This is a genomic window from Serratia sp. P2ACOL2, assembly GCF_003691565.1.
Taxonomy (GTDB): domain Bacteria; phylum Pseudomonadota; class Gammaproteobacteria; order Enterobacterales; family Enterobacteriaceae; genus Serratia; species Serratia liquefaciens.
Window position 1 is genome coordinate 2,523,182 of the sequence record NZ_CP033162.1, and the last position, 16,496, is coordinate 2,539,677.

The following is a 16,496-nucleotide window of genomic DNA, read 5'->3' on the forward strand; positions in this document are numbered from 1 at the left end:
GGTTTGGAAGTATCTCATCAATGTATTTAATAAGGTTATAACGACGTTGCTTATGGTAAGCATTGTCATTATTATCAATTTACTGAGTCTGCGAAGAAAGACCTTTATTTTAACATTATTAATTTCCTTTAATCTCTTTAACTCGGTTAAACCCGAGTGGCGAAGCAACTGCGAGCGAATACTAATAATTAATGCAGGGCTAACACATGTGCAGAACTTTTAATTGCCGGGGAATTATCGGGCATTCCGCCTTATGGGGTGCGTTAATCGCCAGTGCCTTTAACGCCAATGCGGAAGTTAAGAAAACATCATTAGAAAAGACCACGCAAAGTGAAGAAGAAATAACGGTAGTGGCGCCGGTTATTGAAAACAAATCGGGGACAATCACCACTATTACCGCGCAAGACATGCAGAAAAAAGGGGGCAATGATTTCGGCTCGATTATGCGCTACGAACCCTTGATCAGTGCCACCGGTGTTAGCGGGGGCTCATCATCGGGGAAAAGCGGTTTCGATCGCAGCGGGTATACCGGTTATAACATCCGTGGCCTGGAGAGCAATCGCGTCGGATTGGACGTCGACGGCATTCCACAGCCTGATGCCACCGGACGCAGCTACGTCAGCCGCGCCGGGCTCAATACCTTTGGCATCGGCAGGGACTATATCGACCCTTACATGTACGGCCAGGTGGAGATCGAATCGGGCGCAACCTCGATTGAACGCAGTAATACTTCTATTGGCGGCGCCGTTTCGTTTTTACCGAAATCAGCCGATCAGTACCTTTCCCCCACCAAACAGACCTACTTTGGTTACCAGAGCGATTACGATTCGTCCAATCGCAGCTGGCACAATGGCATTACCGCCGCTGCGGGCGATGAACAACTGCGCGGGGTGTTTGTTTACAGTCGCCGTGACGGCCAGGAAACGCGCAATAACAGCGGCACCCACCAGGCCTATCCGGCCAACTGGCACACCAATGCGCTGATGGCCTCCGGTATCTGGCAACCGAACGACGAACACAAACTCACGGGCACGGTGGATTACTATGACAAAACCAACCACACCCATTACGACAGTTGGAACTCGGCCGGCAGCGCCATTCTGGGGACCGCCCAACAGCAAAGCAATACGCGCCGTTGGGGAGTGAGCCTGAAAGATGAATGGACGCCGTACAACGATTTTGTCGATACCCTGACCTCAAAAGTCTATTACCAACAGACTCAGGCGCATGACAACACCTATATGCCCACCAGCACTGGCAGCATGGAACGGGTTTACTCCGACTACAACGTCAACACCTATGGTTTTGAAACCCAGATAGCCAAAACATGGGGACGGCACACGCTGAGCGGGGGACTCAATGCAAGGTTGACCGATACCGAGCGACCGTTCCGTGAAGAGCCTGCACCCAGTGCATTTACCGCCATCATGCAGCCGGAGTCCGACAGTCGCAGCTATGTGCTGGGCGGTTATGTGCAGGACAGGATCCAGTTTGATCTCGACGGGCACGGCTTTGCGGTGGTGCCGGGCGTGCGCGTGGCTCACCAAAGCACCAAGCCGCAGAACCTGAGCAGCCTGGCTACCGGCAGCACGGTGCTGACGGAGTCCGAGTTGGAAACGCTGTACGGCAAAAGCAACACCGATACCCAGGTCCTGCCGTCACTCAGCTTCCAGTACAATCTGACGCCGACGTTGATGAGTTATCTCCAGTACAAACGCGGTGCGCAGTTCCCGAACGCCAGCCAACTTTATGGCTCATGGAACCTCGGCTCCAGCTACGCAGGCACCGCGCAGTATGCGTTGATCGGCAACGCCGATCTGAATACCGAGACCAGCAACAACCTGGAATGGGGCGTGAAGGGAGAGGTTGTCGAAGGCGTGACCCTGCGCACCTCGCTGTTCTACAACACCTATAAAAACTTCATTGCCTATACCCGCTATCAGCGCGCCAGCAGTCCGGACAAGTTTGCTAACGTGCCGTCCAATATCTACACCATTTATCAGGCAGAAAACCGCGACAAGGCCTACATCTACGGGGGTGAAATCAGCACCCGGCTGAATTTTGGCACCTGGTTTGAGCAGGTTAACGGCCTGAGCGCCAACTTTGCCCTGGGGTATAACCAGGGCAAGTCCAAGTCCAGTTACTCCGGCGATAAATATGTCGATATCGACAGCGTTGCGCCAATGAAGGCCATTGTCGGCGTGGCGTGGGACGATCCGGCGAAACGCTACGGCGCTGCGGTGACGGCGACCTTCGTTAAAGGCAAGCAGGCAACGGCCACCAACCGTGAAAGCTACAACAACGCCAGCGGCAGTACGCTCACCGACGCAACCACGGAATATTTGCGCGTGCCGGGTTACGGCCTGGTGGATATGTCCGCGTACTGGCAGGTGGCTCGCAATGTGAAGCTGAGTGGCGGTGTGTATAACATCACCGACAGAAAATACCGTGACTACCTGAGCAGCCGCGAACTCACGGACTCGACTCAACAGGATGCTTACGATAATGCGTTGGCCGTTATGCCGGGAAGAACTTTCCAGTTAGGCGTAAACGTGGATTTCTAAGCTCATCCGACGGATGAAACCTTAACGTTCCTTATGCCGCCCTTCGCCAGTGAAAGGCGGCTTGGTCATCCATCTCCCGTTGAAGGAGACACCCCATGAAACTTTGGATTATCGGCTTGCTGGCACTGCCGTTTTCGCTCTTCGCCACCGAACGCGTGATCTCGATTGGCGGAGACGTCACGGAGATTGTTTATGCGCTTGGCGCCCAGCAAGCGTTGGTCGCACGCGACAGCACCAGCCTGCAACCGCCGCAAGCCACGGAGCTGCCCAATGTCGGTTATATGCGACAGCTCAATGCCGAAGGGATGCTGGCGATGAAACCCACGCTGGTGATCGCCAGCATGCTGTCACAACCCTCGTTGGCGTTGCAGCAGGTCGAACAGGCCGGAGTAAAAGTCGTCACCGTGACAGGCAAACCCGAACTGAACGCGATCGACGAAAAAATAACCGCGATCGCCGCTATCCTGGGCCGCGAAAAAGAGGGGAAAGCCCTGCAGGCAGCGTTGGATCGCCAGCTCGCCGCGGTGCCGACGAACCCTCTGCCGGTCAGGGTGCTGTTTATCATGGCGCACACTGGGATCACGGCCATGGGGGCCGGCAGCGACACCGCCGCCGATGGTGCCATTCGCAGCGCCGGGCTGCAAAATGCCATGGGCGGCGTAGCACGTTATCAATCGTTAACCCAGGAGGGTCTGGTGGCCGCTGCGCCCCAACTGCTGGTGATAGGCAAAGGCAGTTTGCGACGGATGGGCGGTGAGGCGAATATTTGGGCGCTGCCGGGATTGGCTTTTACCCCGGCGGGTCAACAACGGCGTCTGTTGGTGATTGATGATAATGCACTGCTGAGTTTTGGCCTGGCCATGCCGGCGGCCATTGGCCAACTGCGTCAGGCGGCTCAAGCCGTAACCCCTTAAGCTTTCGTGCCTTTATTGTCTACGTGCCCTAATGAGCGCTCGGGGAAACAACGATCGCGCAAGCGCTGTTTCAATGCCGCCGCATCCGGAAAGCCGCCCTCGATTTTACGATCCCAAAGTACCACGCCGTCGACGGTGATTTCATAAATGCCGCCGGTACCGGGTACCAGGGTGACGGCGGCTAAATCGGTGCTGAAGGTGTGGAGCAACTCTTGCGCCATCCACGCCGCACGCAGCAGCCAGTTGCATTGCGAACAATAGTGAATGGTGACGGCAGGGGATGTTTTCATGGGCAGAACCATAGCGGCGAGAGAGAGCCTGCATCATCGAACGCCGCCGTAGTGCTGTCAAGCCAACTTCCTCAGGGACGCAGCAAGGTCAAATCAATCTGCCACCTGTTGATTTTATTGTACAAGGTGGTGCGCGAAAGCCCGAGCAGACGAGCCGCCTGTCGCAGATTACCGTTACTGGATTCAATGATCTGAATGATATGGGCGCGTTCATTGTCCTCCAGACGGCTTGAGGGGACGGCTTCCTGTTCAGGAAAAGCCTGGGCGATCTCCCTGGGCAAATCATCCACGTCGATCAGCAACCCTTCGCACAGGTTCACCATCCGCTCCACCAGGTTTTCCAATTCGCGCACGTTGCCGGGCCAGTGCCAGGCGTTAAGGCAAACCATGGCCTGCGGTGAGACCTGCGGCGGGATCTTCTTCATCCGCGTACTCAGCTTGTGAATAAAGCCGTTGACCAGTCCGGCGATATCTTCCCGACGTTCACGCAGGGGCGGAACGGGGAGGGAAAGGACGTTCAGGCGGTAATAAAGGTCACGACGAAACGCGCCGTTCTCCACGGCCTGCAGCAAATCGCAATGGGTAGCCGCAATAATTCGCACATTCACTTTGACCGGATGCGCCGCGCCAATCCGCAACACTTCGCCTTCCTGCAATACGCGCAGCAGGCTGGTTTGTGCATCCAACGGCATTTCACCGATTTCGTCGAGCAACAGCGTACCGCCGTCCGCCAGTTCGAATTTGCCTGCCGAACCGCCGCGACGCGATCCGGTAAAGGCGCCATCGACGTAGCCAAACAGCTCGCTTTGCACCAGATCGCGCGGCAGGGCGCCGCAGTTGACCGCGACAAAGGGTTCGTTGCAGCGCTCACCGCCGTTGTGGATTGCCTGAGCGAACAGCTCCTTGCCGGTGCCGCTTTCCCCCGTCAGCAAGACCGTACTGCCACTGCGGCTGCAGGTGCGCGCCTGCATGATCGCCTCCCGCATACGGCTGGAATGACCGAAAATCATCTCGAAGGTGTAGCTGGCGCTCACGCCCATGACTCGTCGGGTGATGGCACGGATGCGCTGATTTTCGCGCAGGGAGAGCACCCGGCCATTATCCGGTGCAGGCATCAGCGAAATCACGCAGGAGAGGGCCGGCTTGCCGGCGGGCATAAACACCATTTCACGATCGTTGCAAAACGGCATGGTTAACAACGATCCGGATTGGGGGCACAACAGCTCATCGATCGGCGTATCACCGGGTTCCAGCCCGCCAAAAATTTGGCGAGCATAGCGGTTGACCGTTTTCAGCCGGCCGTGCCTATCGCAGACCATCACGCCTTCATTCAGGGTTTCCAAAATCGACTGCTGCTCGGCCAACAGCCGGTGCAGCTTGAGCTGTTGACCGATGGCCTCCGCAGCCGCCTGCACGGTACCCAGAGTGTGGGCATTGAAATTGTCCGGCGTGGCGGTGAGCGTCAGCACGCCAATCATGACACCTTCGGCGTTGCGCACCGGCGCGGCGGCGCATTGGCGATGCCGTTGCCGCAGGCCCATCTTCCAGTTTTCACCGCTGAGCACATATACCAGCCGCTGTTCAAGCAGGCAGCGTGCGGTGCAGTTAGTGCCCTGAACCTCTTCACGCAAGATGCTGCCGATCGGCGTCATGTCCGCGCCACAGTAGTGAAGGGTGACGCCATGGGCATCGGTCAGGTTGATGTGACCGTCGGGATTATAGGCCAGCAAATTTTCCATGATGCTGCGCGCCACGGCAATCAGCTCGGCATTGTGTGCCAGAATCGCCAGCAGTTGGTCAGGCGGTGGCGCGCGATAAACAAACTCATCGGGATCGATGCCGTATTCACGCGAGCGTCGCCAGGATTGCAGGATCGACTTGCGTATCCAACCGGGCTGGCCGCCTTCATTAAACGCCTGCCACCCTTGCCAAAACAGGCTGTCCCATTCACCGGATTCCGCCCCTTCAGGCAGGCTGAAGATCGGATCGCTCTCGTCTTTGATCGGCATCAGGCCGGCGGCTGTCTGCATGGTGCGCTCCGCTGTTTGGAATGTAATGTTCATTTTATTGACATGTGAAATTGACATGTCAATTTAGTTGTCACTTTGTTATGCCTATCTGTGCAACGTCTCACAAATTCCGCGTGTTTTGAGCTGGCATCCCCTTTGCAATACCCAGGGTGAACTCCGTTGCCCAATAGGGCGTTACCTCACATAAGGAATCACTATGAGTCATTCATCCCAACCCCTGCGTGTTGGTCTGATCGGTGCTGGCAGAATGGGCACTTTCCATGCGGAGTCGTTGGCACGGCGCGTGCCGGGTGCGGTGCTGGCGGCGGTGGCCGATCCTCTGCCGGGTGCGGCGCAACGGCTGGCGGAACGTTTGGGCGTTGAAGCCTACAGCGATTTGCAGGCGATGCTGGACAACCCGGCTATTGATGCGGTGGTAATAGCATCTCCGGCCCGCACCCATGCGGAGTGGGTGATTGCAGCGGCACAGGGCGGTAAGCATGTGTTCTGCGAAAAGCCGATGGCCATCACGCTGGATGAGGCAGACAGCGCCATTGCCGCCGCAAAACGAGCGGGCGTGGTTCTGCAGGTCGGATTTAATCGCCGTTTTGTCAGCGGATTTGCCGCCGCTATCGCCGCCGTAAAGGCGGGGGAGAATGGCACTACGCAGTTATCCCGTTCGGTGACGCGCGATCCCTTGCTACGGGATCCGGCGCCTATCCCGGCGTGGACCATCTTTCTTGAAACCTTGATTCATGATTTCGACACCTTGCTGCATTTCAACCCTGGCGCCAGGCCGGTAGAGGTTTATGCGTTGGCGGACGCCCTGGTGCGGCCGGACTTCAAAGACAAAGGGCTGTTGGACACAGCAGTGGTCACCATTCGCTTTGACAACGGGGCTATCGCCACCGCCGAAGCCAATTTCCAGGCGGTATACGGTTACGACGTACGCGGCGAGGTGTTTGGCAGCAAAGGCATGTTGCAGGCGGGCAATATCAACCTGAACAACTGCGTGCGTTATCACGCCGGAGGCATCGCCATAGAAACCTCGCGGCAGGACACCGATCTGCTGCGTGACGCTTACGTGGCGGAGTTGACCGAATTCGCCCAGAGCATCCGGCAGGGTTGCAGCCCGCGTGCTACCGGACAAGATGCGCGCAATGCGCTGGCGATAGCCTTGGCCTGTATCGAGTCGGTGCAGCAGGGCAAACCGGTCAAATTAGGGTGGCAATAATGGCCAGTTATCAGCTCTCTGTATGCGCAGAAATGGTATTTCTCGATCTGCCGTTTATCGAACGCGTGGCGCGTATCGATGCGCTGGGTTTTGGCGTTGAAATGTGGAACTGGGCCAATAAAGACCTTGATGCTTTGGCCGCCAGCGGGGCGCGCTTTACATCAATGACCGGCTATCTGACCGGCAACCTGACCGACGACGAAGACATTGCCCAACTGTTGCACAGCGCGGAGCAGTCATTGGCCGTTGCCCAACGCTTGAACTGCCCGAGCCTGAATCTTCACGGTACCGGGTTGGATCCTCAGGGATTACCGGTGAAACCGGTGGCGGTGGTAACCGGTGTGATGTGGCTCAAGGCGGCCGATACGCTAAACCGGCTGGCGCACATGGCGGAGCGGGCCGGGAAAGTCTTCACGCTGGAAAACCTCAATTTGCCACGCGACCACCCTGGCACACCCTTCGCCAAAGCCTGCGACACCCTGGCTCTGGTGGAGGCGGTAAACCGTCCGGGCCTGAAGATGAATCTCGATCTTTACCATGCGCAGATTGGCGAAGGGGATCTTATCGAACTTATCCGTCACTGTGGCCCGGCAATAGGGGAAATCCAGGTGGCGGACGTGCCGGGGCGGCAACAGCCTGGTACCGGTGAAATCAATTACCGCGCCATCGCACGCACGTTAGAAGACATCGGTTATCAGGGCGTGGTGGCGATGGAAGGGTGGGCATCCGGTGACAGCACCGAGGCGCTGTTACAGTTCCGCGACCATTTTACCCGATAGCCTGAACACATCCGGGCAGGGCCGCTGCCCGGCATTCAAAATGATGCGTTGATTTTAATAATAAATAAACCTCAACCTACAGGATGTCATCATGAAAACCAAAAGCTTGCTACTGATACTGCTGAGCATCGTCATGAGCTTCAGCGCCCAGGCGAAAACCTACAAGGTCGGCGTGGCGCTGGCCAATTTCGACCTTAACTTTGTCTCTATTTTGCGTTCACAGATGGTGAGCGAACTTAAGCAGTTGGGCATGGACGGCCAGTTTGTCGATGCCAAAGGAGACGTGGCGTTGCAGGTGCAGCAGGTGGACGATTTTATCAACCTCGGGGTGGACGCCATTATCCTCAACCCGGTTGACACTCAGGGGGTGAAACCGATGATGGACGCTGCCGAACGGGCCAATATTCCGTTGATTTTCGTCAACCGCAAACCGGAGGTGAAACTGGGCAAGGACATGGCCTACGTAGGCTCTGACTCTGCGGTAGGCGGTGAAATGCAGATGGAAGCCTTGGCGAAAAAGATGAACTACCGTGGGAACGTGGCGATCCTGATGGGGGCGTTGTCCAATGAAGAAGCACGCGAGCGCACCCGCGCGGTGGAAGCGGTGATCGCCAAATACAAAGACATGAAGGTGCTGGAGAAGCAGACCGCCAAATGGCAGCGCAACGAGGCGGTGGACGTGGTGTCCGGTTGGCTGCTGAACGGCCGGCCGATTGACGCGATTGCCGCTAACAACGATGAAATGGCGATTGGTGCCATCATGGCGCTGAATCAGGCCAAAAACAAAACCATTCTGGTGGCGGGTATCGACGGCACGCCGGACGGTCAGCAGTTCATTAAAAACGGCGGCATGACGTTGACCATTTTCCAGGATGCCAAAGGGCAGGCCATCGGGGCGGTGCAGGTAACCAAGGCGCTGTTGGAAAAACAAAAGGTCGAGCCTTATAACTGGATACCTTACAAAACCATCACACAGCAGAATTTGGCAGAATTCCAGGCGGTTAATCAGAAGTAGGCCGGGGACGGCGGCCGGAAAGTTGAATGGGAATTATTTTCAATTTCCGGTCGTTGTGCCATAGTGAAAACCCTGCTCCTCGTACACATCATGACAACCATGCCGATACCCCTAGAGCAACACCCGCAACCGGGACCTGAACGTCTGAAATTCGCGCCGCACATCATGCTGCACAGCGGCACCTGGCTGGAACATCAATCACAATGGGAAGAGGATCCGTTGATCGACGGCATCAAGCTGGCGTTGGTCCACAGCGGCCAAATGCAATGCCGGGTTGCTGGACAGGCCATGCGGCATATTGCCGAGCCTTCGCTTTGCGCATTTGGCAACCTGGGGGACAACGGGGTAATACACCGTTTCCAGCGCGATATCCCGTTGCGCTACACCATTTTGCAACTGGAGAGCGACGGACAGGATCAGCATGCCGAAATATTTCCCGCCGCGCTGAAATATCGGGCGGGACAGCCGCCGAAAATGCTGATAGGCCTTGCGCCAAAACGACTGCTGGCATTGTCCGCGCAGATAGCAACCTGCCCATTGCATGGCGCCACGCGCGATCTGTATCTGGCCGGTAAGGCGATGGAACTGATCGCCATGAGCCTGCACCACTTGTCGGATGCTCCCGTGCTGGGCACCACCGAACTGCGGCTCTCGCATGCCGATATTGAACGTCTCCACGCCGCGCGCGATCTGCTGATTGCCGACCTGCCAAATCCCCCCGGGCTGGACAGTCTGGCGGCGCAGGCGGGCATTAATACCCGCAAATTGACCCAGGGTTTCCGCCAGGTTTTTGGCGCCAGCGTGTACGCCTGGCTACAGGAGTATCGTTTGCAGCAGGCGCACCGCATGCTCAGTGCCGAAGAGGCTAATGTTTCGACCATTGCCTACCGCGTGGGCTACAGTCCGGCGCATTTCTCCATCGCCTTTCGCAGACGCTTCGGCGTCTCCCCCAGCACTCTGGTGGCGCGCTGACCGGTGACCTAAACAAAAAGTCGCGCTGGCGAAAGCATCCTTACCTGAGCCTCCCCGCAATTCCGTTATCGTAAGGCACGGAATTTTGTGGAGTGATAACGATGGAAGGGGCATTACACCTCTTGTTGCGGCCTTATTATCGCCCGCTGGGAGCGGCTGTGGTTTTGCAGGCGCTGGCGGGCATCTGTTCACTGGTGCCCTGGATCCTGCTGGGGTATATCGCCGCCAGAGATCAAACCCTGGGCGACATGAGGGTGTTGTGGCCCATCGCCATCAGCGGTTTACTTTGGCTGCTGGGCCAGACACTGGCTTTGTATCTCACGCATCGGGTCGACGCCGGGCTTTGCCATCAACTGCGTTTGAAGTTGGCAACCAAATTGCAGCGTCTGCCGCTGAACTGGTTTGTTCATCAGGGCGAGGACGGCGTAGCCCGTTACGTTGAACAGGACGTGCGGGCGCTGCATCAGCTGGTCGCCCATGCGCCGACGGATCTGGTGAATTTGCTGGTCGTCCCGCTGGTGGCGTTGGGTTATTTGTTGACGCTGAACTTGTCGCTGGCGCTGTTTGTCCTGTTGCCCCTTGGTGCCGCCGTGGGGTTGTTTATGGCTATGCGTGCTTCTCGTTTTCGTAGCGCTGTCGAACAGCGCGATCGTACGATGGAGCATATGCTGGAAAGCTATGGCTCGCTGGCCAGTCACCCGGTAGCGGTACGGCAGTATCCACAGGCCGGAGTGCAGGCTCAGGCTCAGGCGGCAACCGAACTGTTTGCTGCCGCATTCAGCCATTGGGTGCAACGCATCGGCGGTTTCAGCGCCGGTACGCAACTGCTGCTGGGGGCACCGCTACTGGCTGTCTGGGCGATCGCCGCCGCGCTGGGGTTAGGTCACAGTTTGCTGCCTGCCGCGCAATTGTGCGTGTTTTTGTTGATGGTCAAAGCCATTGCCGCACCGTTGCAGGCGATGGGACACGGCGGCGATGCCCTGCGCAGCGCCAGGCTGGCAGCGGCGCGGCTGAATGCATTGTTGGCGATGCCAGAGATGACGGAAGGCACGCAGCAACCTGATCTGGCCGCACCGGCCAGTATCGACGTGCGTGAACTCGACTTTTCTTACGCCGGTCAGCCCGTCCTGCGGAACATCAACTTTGTGCTGCCCGCCGGCAGCGTCACCGCGATTGTTGGGCCATCAGGGGCGGGGAAAAGTAGCTTATTGCTGCTGTTGGCGCGCTTTATGGATCCGGATCGCGGGCAGATCCTCGTCGGTGGTCAACCTTTGGACAGCTTGTCCGATGCCGGGCGGTTCCGGCTGATCACGCCGGTGTTGCAGCAAGGCTGTGCGCTATCGCAGCCGCTGGATCAAAACATCGCGCTCTACCGCCCGGATGCCGAACCGGCCGCCATTCACGCCGCGGCCAGGGCCGCCTGTTTGCACCAAGAAATCATGGCGCGCCCGTTGGGTTACCAGAGCATACCCGGTAAAGACATTCAGCTATCTGGCGGGGAACTGCAACGTCTGTCCATTGCCCGCGCCTTGTTGTCTCCGGCGCCCATTCTGCTGCTGGATGAACCTACCTCGGCGCTCGATCCGCAAACCGCCGTTGCCTTGCTGGGGCGGTTACGCCAGCGCGCTGGGACCACCGTGATCGTCAGCCACCGACTGGCTGATGTCATCGATGCCGATTGCATTCTGGTGCTGGAGCGCGGGCAACTGGTCGCCCGCGGTAACCATCGGCAGTTGCTTGCCGCCGGCGGGCTTTACCGCCGCCTGTGGGACAGTCAGGGAGACACCTATGGCTATTAAGCTGGCACGCCTGAGATTTCTTACGCCGCAGGATCGCGCGAGGTTGACGAAAACGCTGCTGTGGATGACGGCGTGCGCGGTGCTAGACGGTATCGCCGGCCTGATGCTGCTGCCGCTGATTGTCGCCTGGTTTAGTGGCAACGCTGAACAGGTCTGGTCGGCGTTATGGCCGCTGTTGGCGACTACGGCGCTTTATGGCGTAGTGATGTTCGTGGCTACGCTAAGAGGGTATCTGGCGGGCAGCACTCTGGTACGGGTGCTGATCGGAGCACTGGTTCACCATATTCCCCGCATTCCCGCCAACTTGCTTGATCGGGTGCAACTGCCCGGCCTGGTGCGGGGACCGGTGCTGACCGCCATGGCGATCCCGGCGCATTTACTGGCGCCGCTGATTGCCGCGGTGGTGACCCCGGCAACGGTGATTGTCGGTTTGGCGTTTATCGATCTGCCGCTGGCCGGGTGTCTGTCGGGCGCAGCGGTGCTGTTGGGGTTGTGGCTGCGCTGGGGAGGGCGGCGCACTCTGGTGCTGGAAGAGCAGCACCATCAGTCGGAACGCAAAAGTGCCGCTCAGTTGGCGGAGTTTGGTCAGCAGCAGGCCTTGTTGCGCACTGCGGGGTTGAATCAGCAGAGCGGGCAACGACTGGTGCAGGCGCTGGTCGCTCAATACCGTAACGTCATGCAGCTTCAGCGGCGCTCACTGCCTGTCGCATTGGCTTTTGCCGGCGCGGTTCAGGGAGTGTTTCTGTTGGTGCTGCTACTGGGAGCCTGGCGTGTGGGCAGTGGCGAACTGACGACACCGCTGTGGATCGCCGAAATGGTGCTGTTGGTGCGCTTTATCGAGCCTCTGTCGACCATGACGCATCTCGGCCAGTCGCTGCGCAATGCTTGGCAGGCGCTAACGCAGGTGCTGCGAGTCCTGGAAACGCCGGCGCTGCAGTTTACGCAACCGGGTGAAACCCCTGCGGACAGCCATGTGCTGGTGCGAAAGGTTGGCTATCGCCTGCCTGACGGTACAAGCCTGCTCAGCGAAATCGACCTGGATATTCCGCCGGGCCGATTGCTGGCGATCGTTGGCCCCTCCGGCGCGGGTAAAAGTACCTTGTTGGGGCTGCTGGCGCGTAATGCCGACGCCACCGAGGGCCAGATCCTCATTGGCGGGGCAGACATCCGCCAGTTGGGCGAGCAGACGCTGGCGAACTGGCGCAACCTGCTGATGCAAGATACGCCCCTGTTTCAGGGCAGTATCCGCTGGAACCTGCAATTGGCCAATCCGGCGTTAAAAGAACATGAAATGCAGGAGGCGCTGTCCGCAGTGGGCTTGCTACAGGAGATCGCCCGCTTGCCGCAAGGGCTGGATAGTCAGGTTGGCGTGGGGGGCGCGGCACTGTCCGGGGGGCAAAGACAGCGTCTCTGCCTGGCGCGTAGCCTGTGCGTCAGAACGCCAATCTTGCTGTTGGATGAGCCGACAGCCAGCCTGGATTCGCTCAGCGTCAGCCGTGTCATGGCATTGTTGGCCCGTCAACGCGGGCGGACCAGCTGCATTTACGTCACGCATAATCCTCGGTTGGCGGCGCAGGCAGATTGCATCGCCATTGTGGCGGCGGGGCGGTTACGTCGCAGCGGCAGCCATGCGCAGTTGCTGGCGCAAGACAGCTGGTACCGTGAGTTCTGTGCTGAAAACAGCGTAGAAGCTTAAAAGGCTCTGGTCGCAGTTGCTGCGGCCAGAGCCTGCCGAAAGTCATTATCAGGCCGTCACGCGTGGGGCGGTTTTGGCGAACAACCTCATTGCCAGCCCGCCGGCTGCCGTCAGCGTGGCCAACGTTACTACGCCAGGCCAGCCGGCAGCTTCCAGGAGCTTGCTGCCCAGCGCGGCACCGCTTGCCATGCCGATAAACACCAGTGTAAACATGATGGCGTTGAGGCGGCTGCGGGCGGCCGGATTGATAGCGTAAATAATGGTTTGATGGGCGACCAGCGTGGCCTGAATGCCGAGATCAAAACCTACCGCGCTCAGGGCAATCAACGCCAGTTGCGCGGGGAGCGACAGCAACGGCAGCAGGAACATCAGGGCAAAAGAAACCACCACCATGGCAGCGCCAATCTTAGTGACATAGTCCGGCCCGTGACGATCGGCCAGCATGCCTGCCAAGGGGGCAGCCAATGCGCCTGCCGCACCGGCCAAACCAAAAGCCCCGGCGACGGCGCTACCCAACTGATACCGTTCCGCCAACATCACTGCCAGCGTAGACCAGAAAGCGCTGAACGCGATCGACAGCAAGCCTTGCGCCAGCGCTGCACGCCGCAGCTCCGGGTAAGCGGCCCACAATTGGCCCAATGAACGCAACAACGCCGGGTAGCTGAGAGAAGTATTGGGTTTTAAACGGGGCAATACGGCCCCGATGGCGAAACTAATCGCCAACACCGCCGCGGCCGCCAGCAGGTAAACGCTGCGCCAGCCGAAATATTCTGCCACCACGCCGCTGAACACCCGTGAAAGCAAAATCCCAGCCAGTAGCCCGGTCATCACGGTTCCCACCGTTTTGCCCCGATTGGCGTCGGTTGCCAGCGTTGCAGCCGCCGGGATAATGTCCTGCGCCACCGTAGCGGCCAGGCCGATCGCCAGGCTGCTGAGCAGCAACAGCGGGAATGAGGATGAAAAACCACAGAACAGCAGGGTAACAGCCAGCAGCAAGCCTTTTATACGGATGATCTGGCGACGATCGTGACGATCGCCCAGCGGGGCCAACAGCAGGATCCCTAGCGCGTAGCCTGCCTGGGTGAGCGTAGGGACCCAGCCGGCGTCACTTACTCCGGCATGGAACGCATCCGCCATAATCCCCAGCATCGGCTGGCTATAGTAAATGGACGCCACGCTAAGACCGGCACCGGTCGCCAGCAGAAAGACAACCTTGGCGGAAAGCGCATGGGCCGGTGTGGTGCCGGTATGATTAGCTGGTGAAATCAGGGTCATGGTGATTATCCCGTAGAGGTAAAGTGCGCTTATTTTTGCCAGTATTTGCCGCAAACTGTAGCCCCCGAACGGGTAGAACTGTTATACGTAATGTGTATGAATAAAAACTCATTTCCCAATGGTGATCGCATAGCCATGATGCAAACGCTGGTGCGCATCGTAGACAGCGGCAGTCTTTCTGCCGCTGCGGCGCAAATGCAGACCTCACAACCCACCGTTAGCCGGCGCCTGCAGGTGCTGGAACAACTGCTGGGCGTTAAATTAATCCAGCGCACCACCCACAGTATGAAGCTGACGGATGACGGAGAGCGTTGTTATCAGCATGCGCGCAAGCTGATAGAGCAGTGGCAAATCATGGAGGATGAGCTGCGCGGCGTGCGCGATGAGCCGGTCGGTGTATTACGGGTACGAGCGCCGCATGCCTTCGGTCAGGATCAGCTAATCGGGCCGCTGGGTGACTATTTGCAACGCTATCGCCAGACCAGCGTGGAATGGACGCTTAACGACCACTCTCCGGATTTTATCCCCGAAGGCGTGGACTGCGCGATCCACGTGGGGGCCGTAACCGATCCTACGGTGGTGGCGGTATTGCTGGCGGAAGTGCCGCGCATTGTGGTGGCAGCACCGAGCTTATTAGCAGCTCATGATCCTCTGAAGCAGATCGGTGATTTAGCGCAGTTGCCCTGGCTGGCGTTGAATAGCTTTTACCGTAACGAAGTCACCCTGACTCACAGGGATAGCGGTGAAGCCTATCGTTTTGACATTGCTCCCAGATTAAGCACCGACAGTCTTTATGCGGTGCGTAAAGCCGCGTTGAACGGCGTGGGGGTGGCGATGTTGTCCTCCTGGGTGGTCAAACAGGATTTGGAGCAGGGCGCTCTGATTTCTTTAATGCCAACCTGGCGTGCCGCGCCCTTGCCGATTTATCTGCTTTATCCGTACGCCAGCTATTATCCCGCCCGGCTGCGTAAATTCCTCGAGCTGATGAAAGAGGTGATGCCGCGTATCACCGGCGCAAATGCGCCAACGACCTAAAAACGCGTACAGCGGAATTTGTCGTTAGCGGAACGATATACAGCGCAAATCTAGAGTGTCGGCGCGCGGATTCAACCTGATTGGCGGCGGTATCTGTTTGATAATCGAAGCAACAGTGACCGTCCCTTTCAATCGAGAGAATCGCCATGCACTTTACTCAAGCCATTGCCAGACTCCCTGCCGACAGCTGCGGCAGCGGACAAACTACCGCCCAATTGGGCGCGCCGGATATCGCGGCCACCGGCCGTCAGTTTTTGGCCTATGTGGACACCTTGCTCCGCCTGGGGCTAAAAGTGACAGTGCTACCGGCAGCCCCCGCATTCCCGGATGCACACTTTGTTGAAGACACGGCGGTGGTGATGCCTGAATTGGCGGTGATCACCCATCCGGGCGCGCCTAGCCGTCAGGGCGAGGTAGCGACCATTGCACCATTGTTTGAAGGCGTGCGGCCAGTGGTGCGCATGAGCCAGCGCGGTCATCTGGACGGAGGGGATGTGCTGCTGGTCGATCGCCAGTTTTTCGTCGGTCTGACGGCCCGTACCGATGAAGCCGGCATCGGCGAATTCGCTGCGGCAGTGGAGCCCTACGGCTATCGGGTGACGGCGATTGAAGTCAGCGCCGGTCTGCACCTGAAGTCCATCGTTAATTACGTTGGCCGCAATACCTTGTTGCTGACCGAAGACTACCAACAGCATCCTGCTTTTAGCGGATTCAGTTCGATCGTGATCCCGGAGGAAGAGTCCTACGCCGGCAATACGCTGTGGATCAACGATACGCTGATTACGCCGCGCGGTTATCCGCACACGCTCGCGCAAATTGAAAAACTGGCTATGCCGATTGTCCAGCTTGATACCAGTGAATTTAAAAAAATGGACGGCGGCCTGACCTGCCTGTCACTTCGTTTCTAATCTTTT

Annotated in this window: 13 protein-coding genes; 10 read left to right on the plus strand and 3 right to left on the minus strand. The window is 58.2% G+C overall.

All coding sequences use genetic code 11. The features are described 5' to 3' along the window. Positions 1–206 precede the first annotated feature (206 nt). Complete coding sequence (locus EBA31_RS12395) at positions 207–2,564, plus strand: TonB-dependent receptor domain-containing protein (protein WP_122079300.1); 2,358 nt, start codon at positions 207–209, stop codon at positions 2,562–2,564. 95 nt (positions 2,565–2,659) lie between these two features. Next, positions 2,660–3,478, plus strand: coding sequence for a hemin ABC transporter substrate-binding protein (locus EBA31_RS12400; protein WP_048758978.1), 819 nt, complete (start codon positions 2,660–2,662; stop codon positions 3,476–3,478). Here the strand turns inward: EBA31_RS12400 and EBA31_RS12405 are convergent. Beyond that, positions 3,475–3,768: a SelT/SelW/SelH family protein gene (locus EBA31_RS12405; protein WP_048758976.1), complete on the minus strand. Its 294-nt coding sequence runs from the start codon at positions 3,766–3,768 to the stop codon at positions 3,475–3,477. The genes EBA31_RS12400 and EBA31_RS12405 overlap by 4 nt on opposite strands. Before the next feature lie 71 nt (positions 3,769–3,839). After that, positions 3,840–5,798 (minus strand): sigma-54-dependent Fis family transcriptional regulator, encoded by a 1,959-nt coding sequence (locus EBA31_RS12410; RefSeq protein WP_122079301.1) that lies wholly within the window; start codon positions 5,796–5,798, stop codon positions 3,840–3,842. 196 nt (positions 5,799–5,994) lie between these two features. Between EBA31_RS12410 and EBA31_RS12415 the strand changes: the two genes are divergently transcribed. The 6 genes from EBA31_RS12415 to EBA31_RS12440 all read left to right on the plus strand — a co-directional run bounded on the left by EBA31_RS12415 (position 5,995) and on the right by EBA31_RS12440 (position 13,272). After that, a complete protein-coding gene (locus EBA31_RS12415) occupies positions 5,995–7,011 on the plus strand; it encodes a Gfo/Idh/MocA family oxidoreductase (RefSeq protein ID WP_122079302.1) in 1,017 nt (338 codons plus the stop codon). After that, complete coding sequence (locus EBA31_RS12420; RefSeq protein WP_122079303.1) at positions 7,011–7,790, plus strand: TIM barrel protein; 780 nt, start codon at positions 7,011–7,013, stop codon at positions 7,788–7,790. The genes EBA31_RS12415 and EBA31_RS12420 overlap by 1 nt, the downstream gene beginning before the upstream one ends. A gap of 91 nt (positions 7,791–7,881) precedes the next feature. Further along, positions 7,882–8,805 carry a substrate-binding domain-containing protein gene (locus EBA31_RS12425; protein ID WP_116690491.1) on the plus strand — a complete coding sequence of 308 codons (924 nt, stop codon included), beginning with the start codon at positions 7,882–7,884 and terminating at the stop codon, positions 8,803–8,805. A gap of 99 nt (positions 8,806–8,904) precedes the next feature. Then, the gene (locus tag EBA31_RS12430; protein WP_162302886.1) at positions 8,905–9,777 is read left to right on the plus strand and encodes an AraC family transcriptional regulator; all 873 of its coding nucleotides are present in this window, start codon (positions 8,905–8,907) and stop codon (positions 9,775–9,777) included. A 101-nt stretch (positions 9,778–9,878) separates the two neighbouring features. Then, complete coding sequence (locus tag EBA31_RS12435; protein ID WP_122079305.1) at positions 9,879–11,576, plus strand: ABC transporter ATP-binding protein; 1,698 nt, start codon at positions 9,879–9,881, stop codon at positions 11,574–11,576. After that, complete coding sequence (locus EBA31_RS12440) at positions 11,566–13,272, plus strand: ABC transporter ATP-binding protein (protein WP_162302887.1); 1,707 nt, start codon at positions 11,566–11,568, stop codon at positions 13,270–13,272. Before EBA31_RS12435 ends, EBA31_RS12440 begins: the two co-directional genes overlap by 11 nt. Positions 13,273–13,320: 48 nt before the next feature. Here EBA31_RS12440 and EBA31_RS12445 read toward each other — a convergent pair whose 3' ends face one another. Further along, positions 13,321–14,547 (minus strand): MFS transporter, encoded by a 1,227-nt coding sequence (locus EBA31_RS12445; RefSeq protein ID WP_122079307.1) that lies wholly within the window; start codon positions 14,545–14,547, stop codon positions 13,321–13,323. Positions 14,548–14,643: 96 nt separating this feature from the next. Between EBA31_RS12445 and EBA31_RS12450 the strand changes: the two genes are divergently transcribed. Both EBA31_RS12450 and EBA31_RS12455 read left to right on the plus strand, forming a co-directional pair. Beyond that, complete coding sequence (locus EBA31_RS12450; protein WP_122079308.1) at positions 14,644–15,582, plus strand: LysR family transcriptional regulator; 939 nt, start codon at positions 14,644–14,646, stop codon at positions 15,580–15,582. 146 nt (positions 15,583–15,728) lie between these two features. Continuing rightward, complete coding sequence (locus EBA31_RS12455) at positions 15,729–16,490, plus strand: dimethylarginine dimethylaminohydrolase family protein (RefSeq protein WP_044551060.1); 762 nt, start codon at positions 15,729–15,731, stop codon at positions 16,488–16,490. Positions 16,491–16,496: the final 6 nt, after the last annotated feature.

What these genes read in the sequence shown, in the direction of transcription:
- EBA31_RS12455 (WP_044551060.1), top strand. Translation starts at nt 15,729, where the DNA reads ATGCACTTTACTCAAGCCATTGCCAGACTCCCTGCCGACAGCTGCGGC.
- EBA31_RS12405 (WP_048758976.1), bottom strand. Translation starts at nt 3,768, where the DNA reads ATGAAAACATCCCCTGCCGTCACCATTCACTATTGTTCGCAATGCAAC.
- EBA31_RS12430 (WP_162302886.1), top strand. Translation starts at nt 8,905, where the DNA reads ATGCCGATACCCCTAGAGCAACACCCGCAACCGGGACCTGAACGTCTG.
- EBA31_RS12425 (WP_116690491.1), top strand. Translation starts at nt 7,882, where the DNA reads ATGAAAACCAAAAGCTTGCTACTGATACTGCTGAGCATCGTCATGAGC.
- EBA31_RS12420 (WP_122079303.1), top strand. Translation starts at nt 7,011, where the DNA reads ATGGCCAGTTATCAGCTCTCTGTATGCGCAGAAATGGTATTTCTCGAT.
- EBA31_RS12395 (WP_122079300.1), top strand. Translation starts at nt 207, where the DNA reads ATGTGCAGAACTTTTAATTGCCGGGGAATTATCGGGCATTCCGCCTTA.
- EBA31_RS12450 (WP_122079308.1), top strand. Translation starts at nt 14,644, where the DNA reads ATGAATAAAAACTCATTTCCCAATGGTGATCGCATAGCCATGATGCAA.
- EBA31_RS12445 (WP_122079307.1), bottom strand. Translation starts at nt 14,547, where the DNA reads ATGACCCTGATTTCACCAGCTAATCATACCGGCACCACACCGGCCCAT.
- EBA31_RS12440 (WP_162302887.1), top strand. Translation starts at nt 11,566, where the DNA reads ATGGCTATTAAGCTGGCACGCCTGAGATTTCTTACGCCGCAGGATCGC.
- EBA31_RS12400 (WP_048758978.1), top strand. Translation starts at nt 2,660, where the DNA reads ATGAAACTTTGGATTATCGGCTTGCTGGCACTGCCGTTTTCGCTCTTC.
- EBA31_RS12410 (WP_122079301.1), bottom strand. Translation starts at nt 5,798, where the DNA reads ATGCAGACAGCCGCCGGCCTGATGCCGATCAAAGACGAGAGCGATCCG.
- EBA31_RS12435 (WP_122079305.1), top strand. Translation starts at nt 9,879, where the DNA reads ATGGAAGGGGCATTACACCTCTTGTTGCGGCCTTATTATCGCCCGCTG.
- EBA31_RS12415 (WP_122079302.1), top strand. Translation starts at nt 5,995, where the DNA reads ATGAGTCATTCATCCCAACCCCTGCGTGTTGGTCTGATCGGTGCTGGC.